This is a genomic window from Paenibacillus sp. 23TSA30-6 (assembly GCF_014858585.1).
GTDB lineage: Bacteria > Bacillota > Bacilli > Paenibacillales > Paenibacillaceae > Paenibacillus.
This window is the reverse complement of sequence record NZ_SLTL01000002.1, coordinates 121,777-141,179: the sequence shown is the minus strand read 5'-3', so window position 1 is coordinate 141,179 and position 19,403 is coordinate 121,777. Positions and strand designations below refer to the sequence as shown.

The 19,403-nt window shown below is 46.3% G+C and carries 19 protein-coding genes; all 19 read left to right on the top strand.

Annotation, left to right across the window (positions count from 1 at the left end; genetic code table 11):
- Positions 1-35 precede the first annotated feature (35 nt).
- Positions 36-1,316, top strand: a complete 1,281-nt coding sequence (gene yfmF / locus E0698_RS02485) for an EF-P 5-aminopentanol modification-associated protein YfmF (protein WP_192510508.1) — start codon at positions 36-38, stop codon at positions 1,314-1,316.
- A 3-nt stretch (positions 1,317-1,319) separates the two neighbouring features.
- The gene (yfmH, locus tag E0698_RS02480; protein WP_134910053.1) at positions 1,320-2,600 is read left to right on the top strand and encodes an EF-P 5-aminopentanol modification-associated protein YfmH; all 1,281 of its coding nucleotides are present in this window, start codon (positions 1,320-1,322) and stop codon (positions 2,598-2,600) included.
- On the top strand, positions 2,600-3,388 hold the full coding sequence (gene ymfI, locus E0698_RS02475; RefSeq protein WP_049827447.1) for an elongation factor P 5-aminopentanone reductase: 789 nt from the start codon (positions 2,600-2,602) through the stop codon (positions 3,386-3,388). The genes yfmH and ymfI overlap by 1 nt, the downstream gene beginning before the upstream one ends.
- 106 nt (positions 3,389-3,494) lie before the next feature.
- Entirely contained in the window at positions 3,495-3,749 is a 255-nt protein-coding gene (locus E0698_RS02470; RefSeq protein WP_014281144.1) for a DUF3243 domain-containing protein, read from the top strand.
- A gap of 265 nt (positions 3,750-4,014) precedes the next feature.
- Entirely contained in the window at positions 4,015-4,761 is a 747-nt protein-coding gene (locus E0698_RS02465; RefSeq protein ID WP_187644931.1) for a DUF3388 domain-containing protein, read from the top strand.
- A 30-nt stretch (positions 4,762-4,791) separates the two neighbouring features.
- Positions 4,792-5,910 (top strand): helix-turn-helix domain-containing protein, encoded by a 1,119-nt coding sequence (locus E0698_RS02460; RefSeq protein WP_192510507.1) that lies wholly within the window; start codon positions 4,792-4,794, stop codon positions 5,908-5,910.
- Between the two features lie 84 nt (positions 5,911-5,994).
- Complete coding sequence (locus tag E0698_RS02455) at positions 5,995-6,159, top strand: hypothetical protein (RefSeq protein WP_192510506.1); 165 nt, start codon at positions 5,995-5,997, stop codon at positions 6,157-6,159.
- Positions 6,160-6,302: 143 nt separating this feature from the next.
- The gene (locus E0698_RS02450) at positions 6,303-6,794 is read left to right on the top strand and encodes a YajQ family cyclic di-GMP-binding protein (protein WP_025685003.1); all 492 of its coding nucleotides are present in this window, start codon (positions 6,303-6,305) and stop codon (positions 6,792-6,794) included.
- A gap of 209 nt (positions 6,795-7,003) precedes the next feature.
- Positions 7,004-7,591: a CDP-diacylglycerol--glycerol-3-phosphate 3-phosphatidyltransferase gene (gene pgsA / locus E0698_RS02445; RefSeq protein ID WP_025685004.1), complete on the top strand. Its 588-nt coding sequence runs from the start codon at positions 7,004-7,006 to the stop codon at positions 7,589-7,591.
- Positions 7,592-7,686: 95 nt separating this feature from the next.
- Complete coding sequence (locus E0698_RS02440; RefSeq protein WP_192510505.1) at positions 7,687-8,955, top strand: competence/damage-inducible protein A; 1,269 nt, start codon at positions 7,687-7,689, stop codon at positions 8,953-8,955.
- A gap of 248 nt (positions 8,956-9,203) precedes the next feature.
- Positions 9,204-10,265 carry a recombinase RecA gene (recA, locus tag E0698_RS02435; protein ID WP_134910046.1) on the top strand — a complete coding sequence of 354 codons (1,062 nt, stop codon included), beginning with the start codon at positions 9,204-9,206 and terminating at the stop codon, positions 10,263-10,265.
- A 195-nt stretch (positions 10,266-10,460) separates the two neighbouring features.
- A complete protein-coding gene (locus tag E0698_RS02430; RefSeq protein ID WP_192510504.1) occupies positions 10,461-11,210 on the top strand; it encodes a regulatory protein RecX in 750 nt (249 codons plus the stop codon).
- Positions 11,211-11,587: 377 nt separating this feature from the next.
- Positions 11,588-13,132 carry a ribonuclease Y gene (rny, locus tag E0698_RS02425; RefSeq protein WP_149095874.1) on the top strand — a complete coding sequence of 515 codons (1,545 nt, stop codon included), beginning with the start codon at positions 11,588-11,590 and terminating at the stop codon, positions 13,130-13,132.
- A 76-nt stretch (positions 13,133-13,208) separates the two neighbouring features.
- The gene (locus E0698_RS02420; protein WP_044644815.1) at positions 13,209-14,003 is read left to right on the top strand and encodes a TIGR00282 family metallophosphoesterase; all 795 of its coding nucleotides are present in this window, start codon (positions 13,209-13,211) and stop codon (positions 14,001-14,003) included.
- Positions 14,004-14,133: 130 nt separating this feature from the next.
- Complete coding sequence (locus tag E0698_RS02415) at positions 14,134-14,394, top strand: stage V sporulation protein S (RefSeq protein ID WP_127191716.1); 261 nt, start codon at positions 14,134-14,136, stop codon at positions 14,392-14,394.
- Between the two features lie 126 nt (positions 14,395-14,520).
- Positions 14,521-15,534, top strand: a complete 1,014-nt coding sequence (locus E0698_RS02410; RefSeq protein WP_192510503.1) for a dipeptidase — start codon at positions 14,521-14,523, stop codon at positions 15,532-15,534.
- 189 nt (positions 15,535-15,723) lie between these two features.
- On the top strand, positions 15,724-16,812 hold the full coding sequence (locus tag E0698_RS02405) for a low temperature requirement protein A (RefSeq protein ID WP_192510502.1): 1,089 nt from the start codon (positions 15,724-15,726) through the stop codon (positions 16,810-16,812).
- 164 nt (positions 16,813-16,976) lie between these two features.
- Complete coding sequence (gene pduL / locus E0698_RS02400) at positions 16,977-17,549, top strand: phosphate propanoyltransferase (RefSeq protein WP_134910038.1); 573 nt, start codon at positions 16,977-16,979, stop codon at positions 17,547-17,549.
- A gap of 295 nt (positions 17,550-17,844) precedes the next feature.
- Positions 17,845-19,398: a tRNA (N6-isopentenyl adenosine(37)-C2)-methylthiotransferase MiaB gene (gene miaB, locus E0698_RS02395; RefSeq protein ID WP_134910036.1), complete on the top strand. Its 1,554-nt coding sequence runs from the start codon at positions 17,845-17,847 to the stop codon at positions 19,396-19,398.
- Positions 19,399-19,403: the final 5 nt, after the last annotated feature.

The following is a 19,403-nucleotide window of genomic DNA, read 5'->3' as shown; positions in this document are numbered from 1 at the left end:
ATAGACGAAATTGACGTCACAAAGGAGTTTTGGACTTGAACAAAACAGGTTTCGAGCGTGGTACGAGCAGACAATTAAGGATTCATATACTGCCCACCAAGCGCTTCAAGACGTTTGCCATATCATTGTATGTAGGAACTCCGCTACGGGAGGAAACCGTAACCCGAGTAGGTCTTGCGCCTTTTGTGCTGCGTCGTGGTACGGAATCATATCCTCAAACCACGCAATTTAGAGAGCAATTGGAGCAATTGTACGGTGCCGGCTTTGGATTCGATGTATATAAACGCGGAGATTATCAGATCGTGCAATTTCGCATGGATACCATTAATGACAGCTTCGTAAACAGCCCGGACAGCTTGCTCGATCGTTCGTTTGCCTTTCTTGGAGAAGTGCTGACGAAGCCTGCCTTGGAGAATGGCGCGTTTCAAACCGGATATGTCCAGCAGGAACGGGAAAATGTACGGAAGAAGCTGGAATCTATAGTCAATGATAAAATCCGTTATGCGGGAGAGCGCTGCATGGAGGAAATGTGCAAAAATGAGCCTTATCGTTTGCATCCCCTCGGTCAGCGGTCTGATCTGGACAGTATAGATGCGAAGGGCTTGTATCAGGCTTATGGAGAATGGCTGAACAACGCCAGCATGGATTTGTATGTGGTTGGAGATACGACGTTGGAGGAAGTGGAGAAGTTCGTAGACCGCTATTTCCAACTGAACCGTTCGGAAGTAAAGGGCTATGCCCCTGAACAACCCAAAGCCGTGGAGCGTGATATACAAACGGTGGTAGAGCGTCTTGATGTAAATCAGGGCAAGCTGAACATGGGATTACGCACCCCGATTACGTATGGTGATGATCGATATGCCTCTGCATTGATGTACAACGGGATTTTAGGCGGTTATCCTCACTCCAAGTTGTTCGTCAACGTGCGTGAGAAGGAAAGCTTGGCGTACTACGCCTCATCACGGTATGACGGGCACAAGGGCATAGGCACGATTCAATCCGGTATCGAAATTCCCAATTATGAAAAAGCGGTTACCATTATCCGCAAGCAATTGGAAGATACGCAAAATGGGGCGATTACCGAGCTGGAGATGACTCAAACACAGGCGATGATCCGCAATTTATTGAAGGAAATGCAGGATTCCGCTTTTGAAATGATTGCTTACGATTTTAACAGACAGCTTTCCGGCAAAGAGCGGACGGTAGATGAGCTGCTGAGCCAGGTGGAGGCCGTCAAGGTGCAGGATGTTCAGGATGCCGCCCGGACGTTCCGACTGGACACCATTTATTTCTTGAGAGACCAGAAGGGGGAATAGCGGGTGGAGCACATACCTTATGAGCATTTGCAGGAAACGCTGTACTATGAAGTGATGGATAACGGATTACACGTCTATGTTTTGCCCAAACCGGGCTTTCAAAAGACATACGCTACATTTGCAACCAAATACGGTTCGGTCGATAATCATTTTCGCGTTGAAGGTCAGCAGCCGGTTAAGGTGCCGGATGGCATCGCCCATTTTTTGGAGCATAAAATGTTTGAAGAGCCTCAAGGCGATATTTTCGCTACTTTTTCCTCCAATGGAGCATCGGCCAATGCATTTACGAGCTTTGATCAAACGGTATATCTATTTTCCGCAACCGAGCACATTCAGGAGAATTTGACCACACTGATCAATTTTGTACAGCATCCTTACTTTACAGATGAGAATGTGGAGAAGGAAAAAGGCATTATCGGCCAGGAAATCAATATGTATGAGGATAACCCGGACTGGCGGAGCTACTTTGGTCTGATCGAAGCGCTATACAAGGTCCATCCGGTGCATATTGATATTGCAGGTACCGTTCAATCCATCAGCACGATTACGAAGGAAACGCTGTATAGCTGCTATGAGGCTTTTTACCACCCGAGCAATATGATCCTTTTTGTGGTAGGCGGAGTGGACCCAGCAGAAGTAATAGAACTGGTGCGTAACAATCAGGCGAAAAAGGATTACAAGCCGCAAGGAGAGATTGAGCGGATTTTTGATGAAGAACCTGCTACTGTGGCAGAGAAGCGTCGTGAGGTAAAGCTGGCGGTTTCTCTGCCTAAGCTGTTGTTCGGATTCAAGGAAGCCAAGGTAGGCCTAACGGGAAAAGAACTGCTCCGTCATGATCTGGAGACCAAGCTGATGCTCGATCTCTTGTTCGGCTCCAGTACGCAACTGTACCAAAAGCTCTACGATGAGGACCTCATTTCAGACAGTTTCGGCCATGAGTACAACAGCACGCCACAGTATGCGTTTTCTGCTATCGGCGGAGATACAAAGGACCCGGATCGGCTGTTGGCGCGGATACGTGAAGAGGTGGAGTCCATCCAAAAACAGGGCTTCACGGCAGAACATTTTGAACGGGCACGTAAAAAGAAAATCGGCGGTTACCTGCGCATGCTCAATTCGCCTGAAAATATTGCGCATGAGTTTACGAGACATCGCTTTCGGGATAGTGATTTTTTCCAACTGCTCCCGGTCTATGAAAGCATTACGCTTGAGGATATTAACCGCCGTCTGAAAGATCATATCCAGTGGGATCAGATGGCTATATCGCTGGTGGTGAGTCCGTAATGTCCAGGGAGAGGGAACCGATAACCACCAAGGACGGGGAATTAAAAGCTATTGGTGATACGACTGTGCTGATCACAGGAGCAAGCGGCGGGATTGGAGCGGCTATTGCTGAGCGTTTTGCGGCTGTTGGGATGAACGTGGTCATTCACTACATGAAATCCCATGAAAAAGCGAATGAAGTTGCCCGTCGCTGTATGGCTTATTCAGGCAAGGTGATGACTGTGTCAGCGGACCTGCGGAGCAAGGAACAGATTGAACGCATGCGCGAGAAGCTGGAGAATCACGGGATGAAGCCAGATATTCTTGTGAATAACGCCGGATTATCTCATTATGGATTGCTGACGGATGTGTCGGAAGAGGAATGGGATGAAGTGATGGCCGTCAATGTGAAGGGAACCTTTCTGTGTACGCAGGTATTTATGCCACATATGATTTCCCAACGCTATGGCCGTATCGTGAATGTGTCATCTGTATGGGGAATATGCGGCGCTTCGTGCGAGGTGCTGTATTCCACAACCAAAGGGGGTATTAACGCATTCACTAAAGCGCTGGCTCAAGAAGTTGCGCCTTCAGGAGTAACGGTCAATGCTGTAGCTCCGGGAGCGGTGGATACGTCGATGCTGGATCATCTGGACGAAGGGGAAATCTCCAGTCTCGAAGAAGAAATTCCTGCCGGTCGATTGGCTCGGCCTGATGAAATTTCGTCACTGGTTTATTTTCTGGCGCTTCCTGAATCGGGTTATATTAACGGGCAGGTCATAAGTCCTAACGGAGGATGGGTAACTTGATGGGAAGTACAGATTTTGGAGGAAACCTTCCAGTATAGTGAGCACCTGAGAAGAGCATATTATAACTGTTGATTTTAAATCTGAATCATCTAAGGAGGATTTAAGTATGTCAACAGTTGTTCAGAATTTCGATACCTGGAAGAAGTTCCTTGGTCAGCGTGTGGAACAGGCGGAGAAGCTAGGAATCAGCCAGGATACCATTTCAGAGCTTGCTTATGAAATCGGTGATTTTCTGGATGAGAAGGTCGATCCGGCTAACCACTCCAACCGCGCACTGAAAGAACTGTGGGGAGTTGCCGATGAGGACGAGCGTCACACTATCGCCCGGCTGATGGTCAAATTAGCCAAAAGCAACGCATAAGCAGGAACCAACATGAAAAGCTCCCTTTTGGGGGCTTTTCTGTAATGGTTACAGAGCTGTTCTTGTAATTCCGTTGTAATTTATATATCATAAACGTGATCGAGGCTTATGCGATTGTGTTGAATACAGGAAGCCTTTGTGGTCTCAATAATTGGTTTTGTCGAATGGTGTTATTTTATGATACAATAAGGCTTTGATTGGAAATGTTGACGGTTTTGAATGTGAATGAGGTGCTAATGTGACGGAAGAAATGAAACAGTGGTACATGGAGTACAAGATACATAAAAATCGTCCCGGATTGCTGGGAGACATTGCTTCCATGCTTGGTATTCTGGGGGTTAATATACTAACGATCAATGGTGTTGAAGGTGAAAGACGGGGGATGCTGCTGGAAACGGACGATGACGAGAAGATACGCATTCTCGGTGATACCTTAAAGAAGGCCAGCAATATTACAGTTACGGCCTTACGTACCCCGAAGCTGGTCGATATATTGGCAGTAAGACACGGACGTTACATTGACCGGGATTCGGATGACCGCAAAACATTCCGCTTTACACGGGAGGAGCTTGGGTTACTGGTCGATTTTTTGGGTGAAGTATTAAAGAGGGATGGCAATCAGGTCATTGGACTTCGAGGAATGCCCCGTGTGGGAAAAACCGAATCCATTATAGCCAGTAGCGTATGCGCCATGAAGCGCTGGACTTTTGTGTCTTCAACGCTGCTACGGCAGACGGTGCGCAGCCAGCTCTCCGAAGAGGAAATGAACCCTAACAATGTTTTTATTATTGACGGCATTGTGAGTACGATTCGGTCAAATGAAAGACATTATCACCTGCTTCAGGAAATTATGAGCATGCCGAGTACAAAGGTTATTGAGCATCCTGACGTTTTTGTACGTGAATCGGGATACAGCTTCGACGATTTTAATATCATTATTGAACTTCGCAATAATCCGGCTGAGGAAATTACTTATGATACCTTTACAGCCAGTTATACTGAAGATCTTTAAATAAGCGTAATTATACAAGGAGATGATGACATGTCAGAACTGGGTCAGCAATTAAAGGAGGCCCGGCTGCAAAAAGGATTGAGCCTTGACGATGTTCAGGAAATGACGAAGATACGCAAACGTTATCTGGAAGCCATTGAGACGGGCGATTACAAAGTGCTGCCGGGAAGCTTTTATGTCAGAGCTTTTATTAAAACGTACGCTGAAACGGTCGGTTTAAACCCCGACGAGATTCTGGAAGGACATAAAAGCAATGTGCCTGAACCGGAGCCGGAAGCTGTCATGGAGCCTGTGACACAGAAACGCTCCAGCCGTCCGGCTTCGATTGGAAATCTCAAATGGTTGCCGACAGCTTTAATGTGGCTTTTTCTGGTTCTTATTGTTGGGGTTATTTATGCTTATTGGGTGAGTAACAACCATACGGCTCCAAAAACAGCCGAGAATACAACACCGATTACGACACCGATTACGCCCGCTCCTGACAGCACTAATAAGGGGACTACGACACCGCCACAAAATACGACAACAACTCCTCCTCAGGGAAGCGGTCAGACGACAACGCCGAATAACGGTCAAACGGCAGCTCCCAATGGTGGCGGCGGACAAACCACTCCTGATACGGGACAAACGGGGCAAACCCAACCGGGAGGGACAGGTACAGGAACGGATACGACCACTCCTGACAGCAGCCAGCAGCCGAACACCACTACTCCGCAACAAGGTGTAACCGTGGCTCAGGATGGCAAGCAAGGTAAAACGACGATTTTCAAAGTTTCCAGTGCAACGGGAGCTACAGTCAAGGTCGATATTAAGGCAACGGGAGAAAGCTGGCTTGAGGTGTACAAGGGACAAAACTCACGTGGCGAAAAGCTGAGCTATGGCATGACCAAAAGCGGAGATGCTATGTCCTTTGACATCGGTCCGGAAGGTTTGTATATCAAATCAGGACGTTCTTCTGCCACGGATATTTCCGTAGCAGGTCAACCGATAACTGATAATAAATCGACGACTCGTGTTTTGATACAGCCAGGAGAGGCTTCTTCGACCGGAACGAGTGCCGGGGTGAGTGGTACTACTATGGATTCGACTACAGGCAGTACGAGTTCAATACAGAGCGGTACAACTTCTTCGACTACTGGCGGTGAATAAACCTTCTATTGCGCGGAAATACTAATGACTGTAATTCATGGGAAGCCAGTCATTTCATTTTCCGCAAAGTGAGGTGTATACATTATGACCGTCAGCTGGATTGTGACAGGGCTTGGTATAATTGTCAGTCTACTTGGCTATTATCTAACCCCAAGTGCATGGGGCTATGGCATACTAGGCTTTGGTCTTGCTCACATTGTGCTCGGACTTCTGGATATGTTCTGGAATCCGACCCGCAGCCACAGTTAGATGTTGACCGTGGAATGAAATAAAGGCGTTTTTGTCAGCTTGACTGGCAAGAGCGCCTTTTTAGTGAGCGGATTATTGGATTTTTGTAAATGACTAGCCTATAATTAGTTATTGAACTTTGTTGTGGAAAGGAAAGTGAAACGATGGCTTCAGAAAATTCATTTGATATCGTCTCCAAAATGGATATGCAGGAATTGACCAATGCGGTTCATCAGACGGAGCGTGAAATTGAAACAAGATTTGATTTTAAGGGGAGCAAAAGTAGCCTTAAGCTTGAAAAGGAAGCTCTTACGATTGCATCGGAAGACGAATACAAGCTCAATGCGGTAATTGATATTTTGCAATCCAAAATGGCCAAGCGCGGTTTATCTCTTAAAAACGTGGAGTACGGTAAGCTGGAACCAGCCTCTTTGGGTTCAGTACGCCAGCGTCTTGCACTCAAGCAGGGGATTGATCAGGATAATGCCAAAAAAATTAACATTCTTATCCGGGACTCCAAGCTGAAAGTGAAAAGTCAGATTCAAGGTGATCAGATCCGCGTGACTGGAAAAAACAGGGATGATTTGCAAGCGGTCATTCAGTTGTTGCGCAAAGCTGATCTGCCATTGGAGCTTCAATTTACGAATATGAAATAAAGCCGTTTTCCCTCATGCAGATTGTAAGAAAAAATGACACTTGATGCGCGGCAGGTTATTTTGACATGCGTTTTACACCATATTATACTTGTAACGAAAATGCAGACGATCAGGTGTATAGCGATAGTCAAAAGCGATTTACATAGGATTGAATTCGATCCGAAAACTGCCATTTTTAATCAAGTACGATAATCAGGGGAGAGTGTGTTGTGAATTTACCCAACAGAATTACAATAACGCGGATTTGCCTCATCCCGGTGATGATGCTGGCCTTGCTGGTGGATTTTGATTTCTATCCGCCGCCGATTGAGATCGGAGCTTTCAAGCTGCCGTATAATCAGTTGATTGCGGCTATTATTTTCCTCATAGCCGCCAGCACGGATGGTCTTGACGGATATTTGGCCCGTAAAAATAACATGGTCACCAACTTGGGAAAATTGCTGGATCCTCTTGCGGATAAGCTTTTGGTAACTGCTATTTTGGTTTCTTTGGTGGAATTGGGCAAGATTGATTCGTGGATTGTTGTTGTCATTGTTAGCCGTGAGTTTGCGGTTACCGGTCTGCGTCAAATTGCTTTACTGGATGGCTCTGTGGTCGCTGCAAGCAACTGGGGCAAAATAAAGACTGTCATCCAGATCGTTGCCATTGTAGCGTTACTCATTAATAACTTCCCGTTTGTTTTTCTGGGTATTCCGTTTGATTTGATAGCGATATGGGCGGCTGCGTTAATTACCATTTACTCGGGCATTGACTATTTTGTAAAGAACAGTCATTTACTCCGCTCCTCTAAGGTTTAACAGGATACGTTTCATAGGAACAGCGATAGGGAGTTTGCTTATTGCTGTTTCTTTGTATAATTCCCCCAACATTCGCTCTACAGGAGGCAGAAACGATGAAAGCTGAAATCATCGCAGTAGGAACTGAATTATTGCTTGGACAAATTGTGAATACAAATGCCCAATATTTGTCACAAGAGTTGGCTACGATTGGGATTGATGTATATTTTCAGACGGTTGTCGGCGATAACATGGATCGACTTCAGGAAGCGGTTCGTCTGGCTCAGAAGCGTGCGGATATTATTTTGTTCTCGGGCGGTTTGGGACCGACTCAGGATGATTTGACAAAAGATGCAATTGCCGCTGTGCTGGGACGTAAATTGCATATAGACCGTCTCGCTATGGATAAGCTGGAACAGTTTTTCCGTAATCGCGGGGTGGAGATGACCGAGAATAACCGCCGTCAGGCGCTTTCTATTGAAGGAGCTAGCCCTCTTGAAAATGAGACAGGGCTGGCTGTGGGCGATGCGATTGCACAGGATGGTAAATATTATGTGGTTTTGCCTGGACCGCCGAAGGAACTCAAACCGATGTTTGAGAATCAGGCGAAACCTTGGTTGCTCCAGCAAGCACTGAGTGGTGAGGAATTGCCGATTTATTCGAAAATGCTAAAGTTTGCAGGAATCGGCGAGTCAGCTCTCGAAACCCGCTTATTGGATCTGATCAAATCACAGACAGACCCGACCATTGCTCCTTATGCCAAGGAGGGAGAGGTCACAATCCGTATATCCACCAAGGCGGTCAGCGAGAGCGAGGCACTGATCAAGCTGGGGGTTACGGAAGCAGAAATTCAGCAGCGTCTTTCGGAATACATGTATGCGAGCGAGGACGTCACGCTGGAGAAGGTTATTGTGGATTTGATGTCTAATCGCGGACTGACTGTTAGCGCGGCGGAAAGCTGCACAGGTGGAATGCTGATGGAGCACATCACTTCCGTTCCTGGCAGCTCAGTTATGTTTCAGGGCGGTATCGTGTGTTATTCCAATGAAATGAAGAAGAAGCTGCTCAACGTGCCTCATGATTATTTGGAGGGGGACAATGCGCCCGGCGCAGTAAGCGAAGAAGTAGCCCTTGTACTTGCGGAGCAGGTAAGAATGGTCACGGACAGTGATTTCGGACTCTCGGTTACAGGTGTAGCTGGACCCGGATATTCTGAGCGGAAGCCGGTTGGTCTGGTTTATATCGGCATTGCCGAGCGTGATAAGGAGACTGAGGTATACGAGCTGAAGCTGGGCGGGAATCGTGAAACGATCCGGTTGCGGTCTGTTAAGGCAATCCTGTACAGATTATGGCGCAGACTGGTGGAAAATGAAAAGCTCTCTTAAGGAGCTGTATACGACGCGAGTTTTCATAGAGTTGTTTTAGATAGACGATTAATGGTATAATCATATTATCGGAAGAACCGTTGCAAAAGCTTTTTTGCCTGCGGTTCTTTTTTTGATTTAAGAGACAGATGGAAGTATAGATGAGAACCGACCAAACAAAAAAAACGAATGTATGTTCGAAAAAATGCTTGGCAAGCGTGTCAAAACAAGGTATTATTAAACTACAAACAATGAAGGATGTGAGTTTATTGTCAGATCGTCGTGCTGCGCTGGATATGGCGCTCCGTCAAATAGAAAAGCAATTCGGTAAAGGTTCCATTATGAAGTTGGGTGAGTCCACCCATATGCAAGTGGAAACTATTACCAGTGGTTCGATTGCTTTGGATATTGCGTTAGGAACGGGCGGCTTCCCGAGAGGCCGAATTATTGAGGTATATGGACCAGAATCATCCGGTAAAACAACGGTAGCTCTTCACGCTATAGCAGAGGTACAAAAAACAGGCGGACAAGCCGCTTTTATCGACGCCGAGCATGCTCTTGATCCGTCGTATGCCAGCAAGCTGGGTGTCAATATTGATGAGTTGTTGCTATCGCAGCCAGATACAGGAGAGCAAGCACTTGAGATTGCCGAAGCGCTTGTACGTAGTGGAGCGGTAGACATTGTTGTTGTTGACTCTGTAGCGGCACTCGTGCCAAAAGCGGAGATTGAAGGTGAAATGGGAGATTCCCATGTTGGTCTTCAAGCCCGTTTAATGTCACAGGCATTGCGTAAGCTGTCCGGTGCTATTAACAAGTCGAACACCATTGCTATCTTTATTAACCAATTACGTGAAAAAATAGGTGTTATGTTCGGTAACCCTGAAACTACACCAGGTGGACGTGCTCTGAAATTTTATTCTACAGTTCGTTTGGATGTCCGCCGCATTGAAAGCTTGAAAAACGGTAATGATGTTGTTGGTAACCGCACACGTATTAAAGTGGTGAAGAACAAAGTCGCACCTCCTTTCCGTCAGGCGGAAGTGGACATTATGTACGGCGAAGGCATCTCCAAGACAGGCAGTTTGATCGACATTGGTACGGAGTATGACATTGTCGATAAGAGCGGAGCTTGGTATTCCTATGAAGGTGAACGACTAGGTCAGGGACGTGAAAATGCGAAGCAATTTTTGAAGGAAAATCCGAACATTGCTAGCACGATCGAACAAAAAATTCGGGTGGCCAGCAATTTGATTACGACGGTAGCTCCGCCGACAGAAGAAGAGTTGGCACAGCAAGCCAAGGAAGAACAGGAATTGCTGGAGCTTGAATAAAGCTTGGTGAATCCTGGTTTGTGAACTGGAGCCAGGGGTTATGGCACAGCCGTTTGAATAGCATGATTCTGATGCCCTGCACAGTTGTGCAGGGCATTTTTGCATCGAATGTGGCCTGCGTGTCAGCTACATTTTACTTTTGCGTGGCGGGCGTTCTCAGCTTGCTTTCGTGAATATCAAAGTGAGGGAAGCACATTGCAATTGGAAGATGAAGGTGAACACACTTCGAAGGAAAATGAGCAGCAAGGCATTTCCCTTTTTCCTGATCATGAGGAATTGATGATTACGAGGGTGGAACAGGGGCAGGGTAGGAAACGCGGAAGATACACGATTCATTTTGGCCCGTATTCATTGTCCATATTGGAAGATGTAATGATCAAGTACAATATGTTCAAAGGAACGACTTTCGTCAAAAAGGAACTGGAAGAAATCGTTCTGGCGGACGAAAAGCAACAGGCATACGTGCACGCGCTTCGTTATTTGGGACGAAAGCCGCGTACACGTCAGGAGATTGAGCAGCGTTTGACGCTAAAGGAAATGGGTCAAGCTGTTATTGACGAAGTGTTGAACCGTCTGGAGCGAGAGCGACTTGTGGATGACGATCTATACGCCCGTCAGTGGGCAAGACAGCGCATAACGAGCCAGCGGAAGGGGAAGATGTGGGTAAGGCAGGAACTGCGTCAAAAGGGCATCTCTAAAGCCTCTATCGGGGAAGCTTTAGGTGAGGTCAGCGATCAGGAGGAATGGGAGAGCGCTTTGGTTGTCGGACGCAAGAAATGGAATCAGGTGCGTGGAGATATAATGGAGAAAAAACGCAAAACGTATCCCTTTCTCATGAGGCGCGGATATTCGGGAGATATGACACGCCGCGTAGTTAATCATCTCACGATGGCCGAACAAGATGGGACTTCCGATGACGAGGGATTATCGCAGTGGGATGAATAGTTGTTAAACAGCCGGGTATCCATTAGCTGGCACAAGTGAACAGAATGAGCTGGCTATCGTATGGAAAGCCACATGGTAATCTACTAAAGTTTGCATTCCCTTGACAATGCCATTTGTCAAATAATAAAATATATATGAAACGATGCTTGTGGAACACCCTTTTTCCTTCCAAAAAAGCGGAGTCCATGGGTACGTTCTCATCGCCAAATAACAAGTGATGCCGCTATGCCAGGCGGAATTGTACATGTGAAAGCATGTGCATATGAAATGAAACGGCCGCGTGCCGTTATCTTAGTTTGACGATCAAAGCTAATGTGACAATTGCAAAAAGTCCCAAGGAATGCCTTGGAGGAACCAACGAGGAGGTGAACAGTATGATGATAACTGCGATCTGGTTCGTTCTCGTTGCTGTAGCCGCGTTATTCTTTGGGTTCGGGATTGGTTATTTTATTCGCAAATCTATTGCAGAAGCTAAAATCTCCAGTGCGGAAGAAGCTGCCGCGCAAATCGTGGAGAACGCGAAAAAAGAGGCAGAAGCGCTGAAGAAGGAAACGGTATTGGAAGCGAAAGATGAAATTCACCGCATCCGTGCCGAAGCTGAAAAGGAAACTCGTGAGCGTCGTAATGAAATTCAACGGCAGGAACGAAGACTGCTGCAAAAAGAAGAGTCGCTGGATAAAAAATTGGAATCGCTGGAACGTAAAGAAGAACAAGTGGCCAACAAAGAGAAACGAATCGATGAAACCCAGCAGCAGATTGATTTGATTTACAAGAGTCAGGTAACTGAGCTGGAGCGTATTTCCAATCTGACGACGGAAGATGCGAGAAGTATTATTCTGTCCAACGTAGAACAGGAAGTTCGTCATGAGACCGCTCAGATGATTAAGGAAATTGAGCAACAGGCCAAAGAGGAAGCGGACAAAAAGTCTCGTGAAATCATCACACTGGCCATCCAACGCTGTGCAGCGGACCATGTGGCGGAAACGACGGTTTCCGTTGTCACGTTGCCGAACGAAGAAATGAAAGGCCGGATTATCGGACGTGAAGGCCGTAATATCCGTGCGCTTGAAACCCTTACGGGAATTGACCTCATTATTGATGATACGCCGGAAGCGGTTATTTTGTCCGGATTTGATCCGATTCGCAGAGAGATTGCGCGTACTGCGCTTGAGAAACTCGTAGCGGACGGACGGATACATCCGGCTCGTATTGAAGAAATGGTGGAAAAATCCCGTAAAGAAGTGGATGAACGAATCCGCGAGTATGGCGAACAGGCCACCTTCGAGGTGGGTGTGCATAGCCTGCATCCGGATTTAATCAAGATCCTGGGACGTCTCAAGTTCCGTACAAGCTACGGACAGAACGTATTGAAGCACTCGATGGAAGTTGCATACTTGACAGGTCTGATGGCCGGAGAACTGGGCGAGGACGTTACACTGGCAAGACGGGCAGGGTTGCTGCATGACATCGGGAAGGCGCTGGATCACGAAGTGGAAGGATCACACGTTGAAATTGGCGTGGAACTAGCGAAGAAGTACAAGGAACACCCGGTCGTCATCAACAGTATTGCTTCACATCACGGCGACTGCGAAGCGACTTCAGTGATTGCTATGCTGGTTGGGGCGGCAGATGCCCTGTCGGCAGCAAGACCGGGAGCGCGGCGCGAAACACTGGAGACGTACATCCGTCGTCTTGAGAAGCTGGAGCGCATTTCCGAATCTTTTGAAGGCGTGGAAAAATCGTACGCCATTCAAGCTGGACGCGAAGTCCGCGTCATGGTGCAGCCAGAGAAAATTGATGATGCGGAAGCATTCCGACTGGCTCGTGATATAACGAAAACGATTGAAAATGAACTGGATTATCCAGGGCATATCAAGGTTACCGTCATTCGCGAGACCCGCGCGGTAGAATACGCAAAATAAAAGCAATTTAACGAAAAGTGGCCGCTGTTTGTAGGGCCACTTTTCATTATGTAAGGCATACCAGGGAGGGTTTTCTATCAACGTACTATTTATTGGAGATATTTTCGGTAGTGTAGGCAGAAAGGCATTAAGGGAAAATCTCCCTTCGCTAAAATCAAAATACAACCCGCATATTATTATCGTGAACGGGGAAAATTCAGCTTCAGGAAGAGGTATTACTCCAGCCATCGCCAGAGAATTTTTTGATTGGGGCGTACATGGTATTACAATGGGTAATCATACTTGGGACAATAAGGATATATTTGATTTTATAGATGATGAGCCGCGTATCATACGTCCGGCAAACTTCCCGCCAGGAACGCCGGGGCGAGGCTATACCGTGGTGAAAGGTGGAGGCAAGGAGCTGGCGATCGTTAACTTGCAGGGCAGAACCTTTCTGCCACCCATCGATTGCCCGTTCCGTGCAGCAGATGAGATCGTAGATGAATTGCGCAAGAAGCATAAGCACATTCTGGTTGATTTTCATGCCGAAGCGACATCGGAAAAAATCGCTATGGGTTGGCATCTAGATGGCCGTGCTTCAATTGTTGTTGGTACACACACCCATGTGCAGAGCAACGATGATACGATTTTACCGCAAGGAACTGCGTATCAGACAGATGTGGGCATGGTAGGTCCCTATGAAGGAGTACTTGGCATGCAGAGAGACGCCGTGTTGCAGAAATTTCAGACTCAGCTTCCGGTACGTTTTCAACCGGACAACGGAAAATGGCATTTTCACGCAGTTAGCGTAGAGTTGAATGACACCGACGGTATGGCGCGTAAAATTCAGAAAATTAGACTCAAAGAAGATGAATGGCGGATGGATTAACCTTTTTTGGAAACTGCTTAAGGAAAGAATAAGGAAAACTGTCACCAAAAAGCAGGAATTTTTTGCTGACCCTCGAATAACATCTAATAGTGGAATCAAACCATCATCATTCCCAGGGGAGGTACTTACTATGGATGTATTAAAAGTATCAGCAAAATCCAATCCTAATTCAGTTGCAGGCGCACTCGCAGGAGTACTGCGTGAACGCGGAAATGCCGAATTGCAGGCGATTGGAGCAGGTGCACTGAACCAAGCCATTAAAGCTGTCGCCATTGCCCGGGGATTTGTCGCACCAAGCGGAGTGGATTTGATTTGTATTCCTGCTTTTACGGATATTGTTATTGACGGAGAAGACCGGACTGCAATGAAGCTGATTGTAGAGCCAAGATAATAAATGCTAGTTGTTGAGCCTGTTTACGATGGTGTAAACGGGCTTTTTTGCATGGAAGTCGCCTTTTATTACATAGATTGTAAGACAACTTCATCACGCTGTAATCTATGAATGGAGGTAAGATGTATGAACAGTAAACCACACATGAAATGGTCGGTTGCCGATTTGCATTGTGATGTGTTGTGTAAGATGCAGCTTAACCCGCAGGTGGATTTCAGTCATCCGTCGCTTGATGTTACAAGAGAGCGTTTGTTAGAAGGCCATGTACAGTTGCAGACATTCGCTATATATATTTCCCAGGTGCTGGGTACGCCAAGATTTGAGCATGTAATTCGTCAGGTTGAACTGTTCAGACAGCATATGATATCCCCATCTGTCGGGTTGAAGCCACTATTGTGGAAGGAAGACTTGGAAGAACGTAAGGATACATCAGTGGGACATCTGGAAGGGAATGAAATAAAACAACATCAAGGATCACCGTGGGCTCTGCTATCGCTGGAGGGAGTGGAAGCGCTGGAAGGAAATCCGTTTTATGCTGAACTGTGCTATGCCTTGGGAATCCGATTGATCGGGCTGACGTGGAATTATGCAAATTGGGCGGCTGACGGCATTATGGAGCAGAGGGGTGGCGGCCTGACGCGCAAGGGGCATGAGTTGGTCAAGCGCTGTAATGAATTAGGTTTGCTACTAGATGTATCGCATTTGTCTGTACAAGGCTTCTGGGAGGTGCTGGAGGAGGCAGTTCAACCGCCGATTGCTTCGCACTCTAACTCCTTCGCGATATGTCCTCACCCACGTAATCTTCGGGATGAACAGATTCGTGCGCTGATCGCGCGTAACGGACGGATCGGCTTGACTTTCGTCACGATGTTTCTCAAAGAGCAGGGTACGGTGACCGCTGAGGATTTGTTGCCACACATTGAACATATTTGTTCACTAGGCGGCGAACGTCATTTGATGTTCGGATCTGATTTTGACGGTATCGAGCATCATGTGCAAGGGCTGGAGCATCCGGGGAAATATCCGGGTTTTGCAGAACTGCTGCTGAAGCATTATCCTGGGGAACTGGTCAAGGGGTGGCTAGGAGGACATGCGCTGGAATATTTGCAAACGAATCTGCCTTCCAAAATGTCTTCTTAAATAGCTATTTATACCCGTTATTTTTGGCTACGCACACCCTTGACAAAGCGAGATAAATTACGAAATAATTGGAGCATCCTAGAATGGCATGGTGCTAAAATAACGCTTGCCGAAATATGACATACGTTGGAGCGAGCCTGACGGGTCACCATGCTATACTGCCATATCAGAGGGGAGCTCCATTACATAATGTTGATAAAAAAGGTTACCTGGCTTGAACTCTTTTATGACTTATTGTTCGTAGCCGCTGTCTCCAAGGCCACTCATGTTTTACTACATGTTGAGCATGGTAGTATTTCTTGGGAGCATCTGGAAAAGTTTATTTTGATTTTTATTCCGATATGGTGGGCTTGGGTGGGACAAACTGTCTACAACAACCGTTTTGGTCAAGACAGTATAACGCATCGAATCTTTATGATCCTTCAATTGTTTTTCGTGTTAATCATGACTGCTAGCCTTAATATAGATTTTGACGCGTATTATGTCTCTTTTTTTGTTGGCTATATTGGTTTAAGAGGCTTGACTGCCGTTCAATATTTACTTTCGGCACCCAAAGAAACGGCTCATAAACAGGAAACAGCTCGTTTTTTCGGTACCTATTTTTGGATCGGAATAGTCATTTCCAGTTGCTCCCTCTTCTTTGACTCTTGGGTTCGATATTTGATTTTATATGCCGGCATTGCTGTTGATATCCTCGTTCCTTTGATTGGTCGTAAAAAATTGGTGATCACACCTATCCATACGGAGCATCTATTAGAGCGCTTTGCACAGTTCACTTTAATTCTGCTTGGCGAATCGGTGATCAGTATGCTTTCTGTTTTACAATCCGATCATTTTACGCTCTCTTCCGTTGTATTTGCTGCCTTGGCTTTTGTATTAGTCATTGCAATCTGGTGGCAATATTTTGAGAATATGGAGAAGCGGGTAGATAAATCAAAACAATCAGCAGGACAGACTATTATTTATGGTCATTTGTTTATTTATTGTTCACTTAGCATGCTGGCAGCTTCGATACAGCTCTTGTTTTTGGGACAGGTAGCCTATATCTTTGCACTTTGCTTTACCTTTGCTTCTGTTCTTATTTACTTTTTGTCGGTTCTGCTGGTATTTCATCGTTACAGATTAAGTCATCTTAAACCAAGTCTTAGAGTCATTCTTTTCTTAACTGGAGTCCTCTGTGTCTTGTTTATCCTTAATGTATTTATTGTTGTTCCCTCTCATCTCATCGTAGCTGAAATCATGCTGTTCTTTCTCCTGTTTGCTAAAACGACGGTTTGAACTGTCAAGGATGTAGTGTTAATCTGGCGAGTGGGACGATATTAAAGGCTGATTAGGGCGAAAAACTGAACTTTGTCCCGCTCTCCTTTTCTTTCTTGGCAAAGTAGGAGTATAATAGCATAGATGTGTAAAGTATTGTATAGAGAAAAAGGAGTGACCATACGATGAGTAAAATCGTACCTGTCGGCGTTTCCGCACGCCATATTCACCTGACTCAAGAGCATATTGAAATTTTGTTTGGAGCAGGCTATCAACTGACTGAATTTAAACCATTGTCCCAATCAGGACAATTTGCCGCAAATGAAACGGTAGCTGTAATTGGTTCTAAGGGCCAATTTGATAAGGTTCGTATTTTGGGACCCGCTCGTCCGGCTTCCCAGCTTGAAATCTCTCGCACAGATTCCTTTGCTATTGGGGTAAAAGCGCCTGTACGCGAATCTGGCAGCATTGACGGTACACCAGGAATCACAGTAAAAGGACCAGCCGGAGAAGTGGAACTGCAAGAGGGTGTAATCGTAGCTGCCCGTCATATTCATTTCCATACATCTGATGCAGCGAAATGGGACATTAAGGACAAGCAGTTGCTGAAAGTACGTGTCGGCGGCGAACGTGGTCTTGTATTTGAAAATGTTCTTGCACGTGTGTCCGATTCTTTTGCTTTGGATATGCACATTGATACAGATGAAGCGAACGGAGCCGGTGTGAAAAACGGTGACAACGCTGAAATCGTAGACTAATATACGTATATAATGCCGAAAGGCTAAGGGTCCGATTCTTGCTAAAGAGTCGGGCTTTTTTACATACTAAGGATTCTAAAAATGGTTACCTATAAAATTATGGACATTAGATTCACTGCGTAACCAATTGGCGTTCACGGGGATATATGGCGATGGCTTATAAATCATGCTATAATTTAGTGTAATGCCTTTTTCAAAGGAGTTTTTACGGGCTTAAAAGAGATTTATCCATATGCTAAGATACGGTAAAAGCGTAATTGGTGTGAAATAGATGGTGTAAGGAGTGACCAAAGGAATGGCCAAGGAAACGAAAGATTACTCCAAATATTTTGATTTCTCGGATGCAAAGATCATTTCTCAGGATGAGCACAGCAAGAAGATCCGCATTCGCGGACGTGAGATCAATATTATGGCGGAGCCGAATCATAGAAAAGAAAAGCAACGCGGTAAAGAGGATGTACAGGTACTGTACGATAATGCAGTTCCGGATGAGCTGAAGCATATCGGCGAGGGAAAGCATTACATCGTGTACACATTCGGTTGCCAGATGAACGAGCATGATTCAGAAACGATTAAAGGATTGCTGGAGCAAATGGGTTATCAGGCGACAGAGGATCGTAAGGAAGCGGACATCATCTTGCTGAATACATGTGCGATCCGCGAAAATGCGGAGGACAAAGTATTTGGTGAACTGGGTCACCTCAAGCATCTCAAAACGGAGAAGCCAGGTATGCTGCTTGGCGTGTGTGGATGCATGTCGCAGGAAGAAAGTGTCGTCAACCGGATTTTGCAAAAGCACGGTTTTGTCGACATGATTTTTGGTACCCATAATATTCACCGCTTGCCGCAGCTCGTCAAGGAAGCACTCTTCAGCAAAGAAATGGTGGTCGAAGTGTGGTCCAAGGAAGGCGACATTATCGAAAACCTGCCGAAGAAGCGCGAGGGTATGCGGGCTTGGGTAAATATTATGTACGGCTGTGATAAATTTTGCACCTATTGCATTGTTCCCTTCACACGCGGTAAGGAAAGAAGCCGTCGGCCCGAGGATGTCATTGCTGAGGTACGGGATTTGGCACGCCAGGGATTTAAGGAAATTACTTTGCTGGGTCAGAACGTCAATGCCTATGGTAAGGATTTGAAGGATATGAATTACAGATTCGGGGATCTGATGGACGATATGCGTAAGATTGATATTCCGCGTGTACGTTTTACAACATCACATCCGCGTGATTTTGATGACCACTTGGTTGAAGTGCTCGGTAAGGGCGGCAATTTGGTGGAGCATATCCATCTGCCTGTTCAATCCGGCAATACGGATATATTGAAGAAAATGAACCGAAAATATACACGTGAGCGCGTTCTGGAGCTGGCGGCGAAGATCAAAGCGGCTGTTCCGCATGCTTCGCTGACAACGGATATTATCGTAGGTTTTCCGGGCGAAACGGACGAACAGTTTGAAGATACCATTTCTCTCGTACGTGAGGTCGGTTACGACTTTGCCTACACCTTTATTTATTCGCCACGTGAAGGTACACCGGCGGCGTCCATGGAAGACAATGTGCCTATGTCGGTCAAAAAGGAGCGTCTCCAGCGTTTAAACAATGTGGTGAACGAAAACAGCCTCCGCTTTAACGGTAGACTGCGTGGCGAGGTGGTTGAGGTGCTGGTGGAAGGCGAGAGCAAAAATAACAGCGAGGTGCTTGCCGGCCGGACCCGTTCCAATAAGCTGGTGCATTTTGAAGGCTCCAAGGATCTGATCGGTACCTTTGTGCAGGTGAAAATTACGGAGCCTATGACCTTTTACATCCAGGGTGATTTGGTTCAAACTGCCGTGGCGGTCAACGGTTAACAAAA

Coding starts and splice junctions, on each gene's coding strand:
- ymfI (WP_049827447.1), top strand. CDS start 2,600: ATGTCCAGGGAGAGGGAACCGATAACCACCAAGGACGGGGAATTAAAA.
- E0698_RS02440 (WP_192510505.1), top strand. CDS start 7,687: ATGAAAGCTGAAATCATCGCAGTAGGAACTGAATTATTGCTTGGACAA.
- E0698_RS02450 (WP_025685003.1), top strand. CDS start 6,303: ATGGCTTCAGAAAATTCATTTGATATCGTCTCCAAAATGGATATGCAG.
- E0698_RS02460 (WP_192510507.1), top strand. CDS start 4,792: ATGTCAGAACTGGGTCAGCAATTAAAGGAGGCCCGGCTGCAAAAAGGA.
- E0698_RS02470 (WP_014281144.1), top strand. CDS start 3,495: ATGTCAACAGTTGTTCAGAATTTCGATACCTGGAAGAAGTTCCTTGGT.
- miaB (WP_134910036.1), top strand. CDS start 17,845: ATGGCCAAGGAAACGAAAGATTACTCCAAATATTTTGATTTCTCGGAT.
- rny (WP_149095874.1), top strand. CDS start 11,588: ATGATAACTGCGATCTGGTTCGTTCTCGTTGCTGTAGCCGCGTTATTC.
- E0698_RS02465 (WP_187644931.1), top strand. CDS start 4,015: ATGGAGTACAAGATACATAAAAATCGTCCCGGATTGCTGGGAGACATT.
- E0698_RS02410 (WP_192510503.1), top strand. CDS start 14,521: ATGAACAGTAAACCACACATGAAATGGTCGGTTGCCGATTTGCATTGT.
- E0698_RS02405 (WP_192510502.1), top strand. CDS start 15,724: ATGTTGATAAAAAAGGTTACCTGGCTTGAACTCTTTTATGACTTATTG.
- E0698_RS02415 (WP_127191716.1), top strand. CDS start 14,134: ATGGATGTATTAAAAGTATCAGCAAAATCCAATCCTAATTCAGTTGCA.
- E0698_RS02455 (WP_192510506.1), top strand. CDS start 5,995: ATGACCGTCAGCTGGATTGTGACAGGGCTTGGTATAATTGTCAGTCTA.
- pduL (WP_134910038.1), top strand. CDS start 16,977: ATGAGTAAAATCGTACCTGTCGGCGTTTCCGCACGCCATATTCACCTG.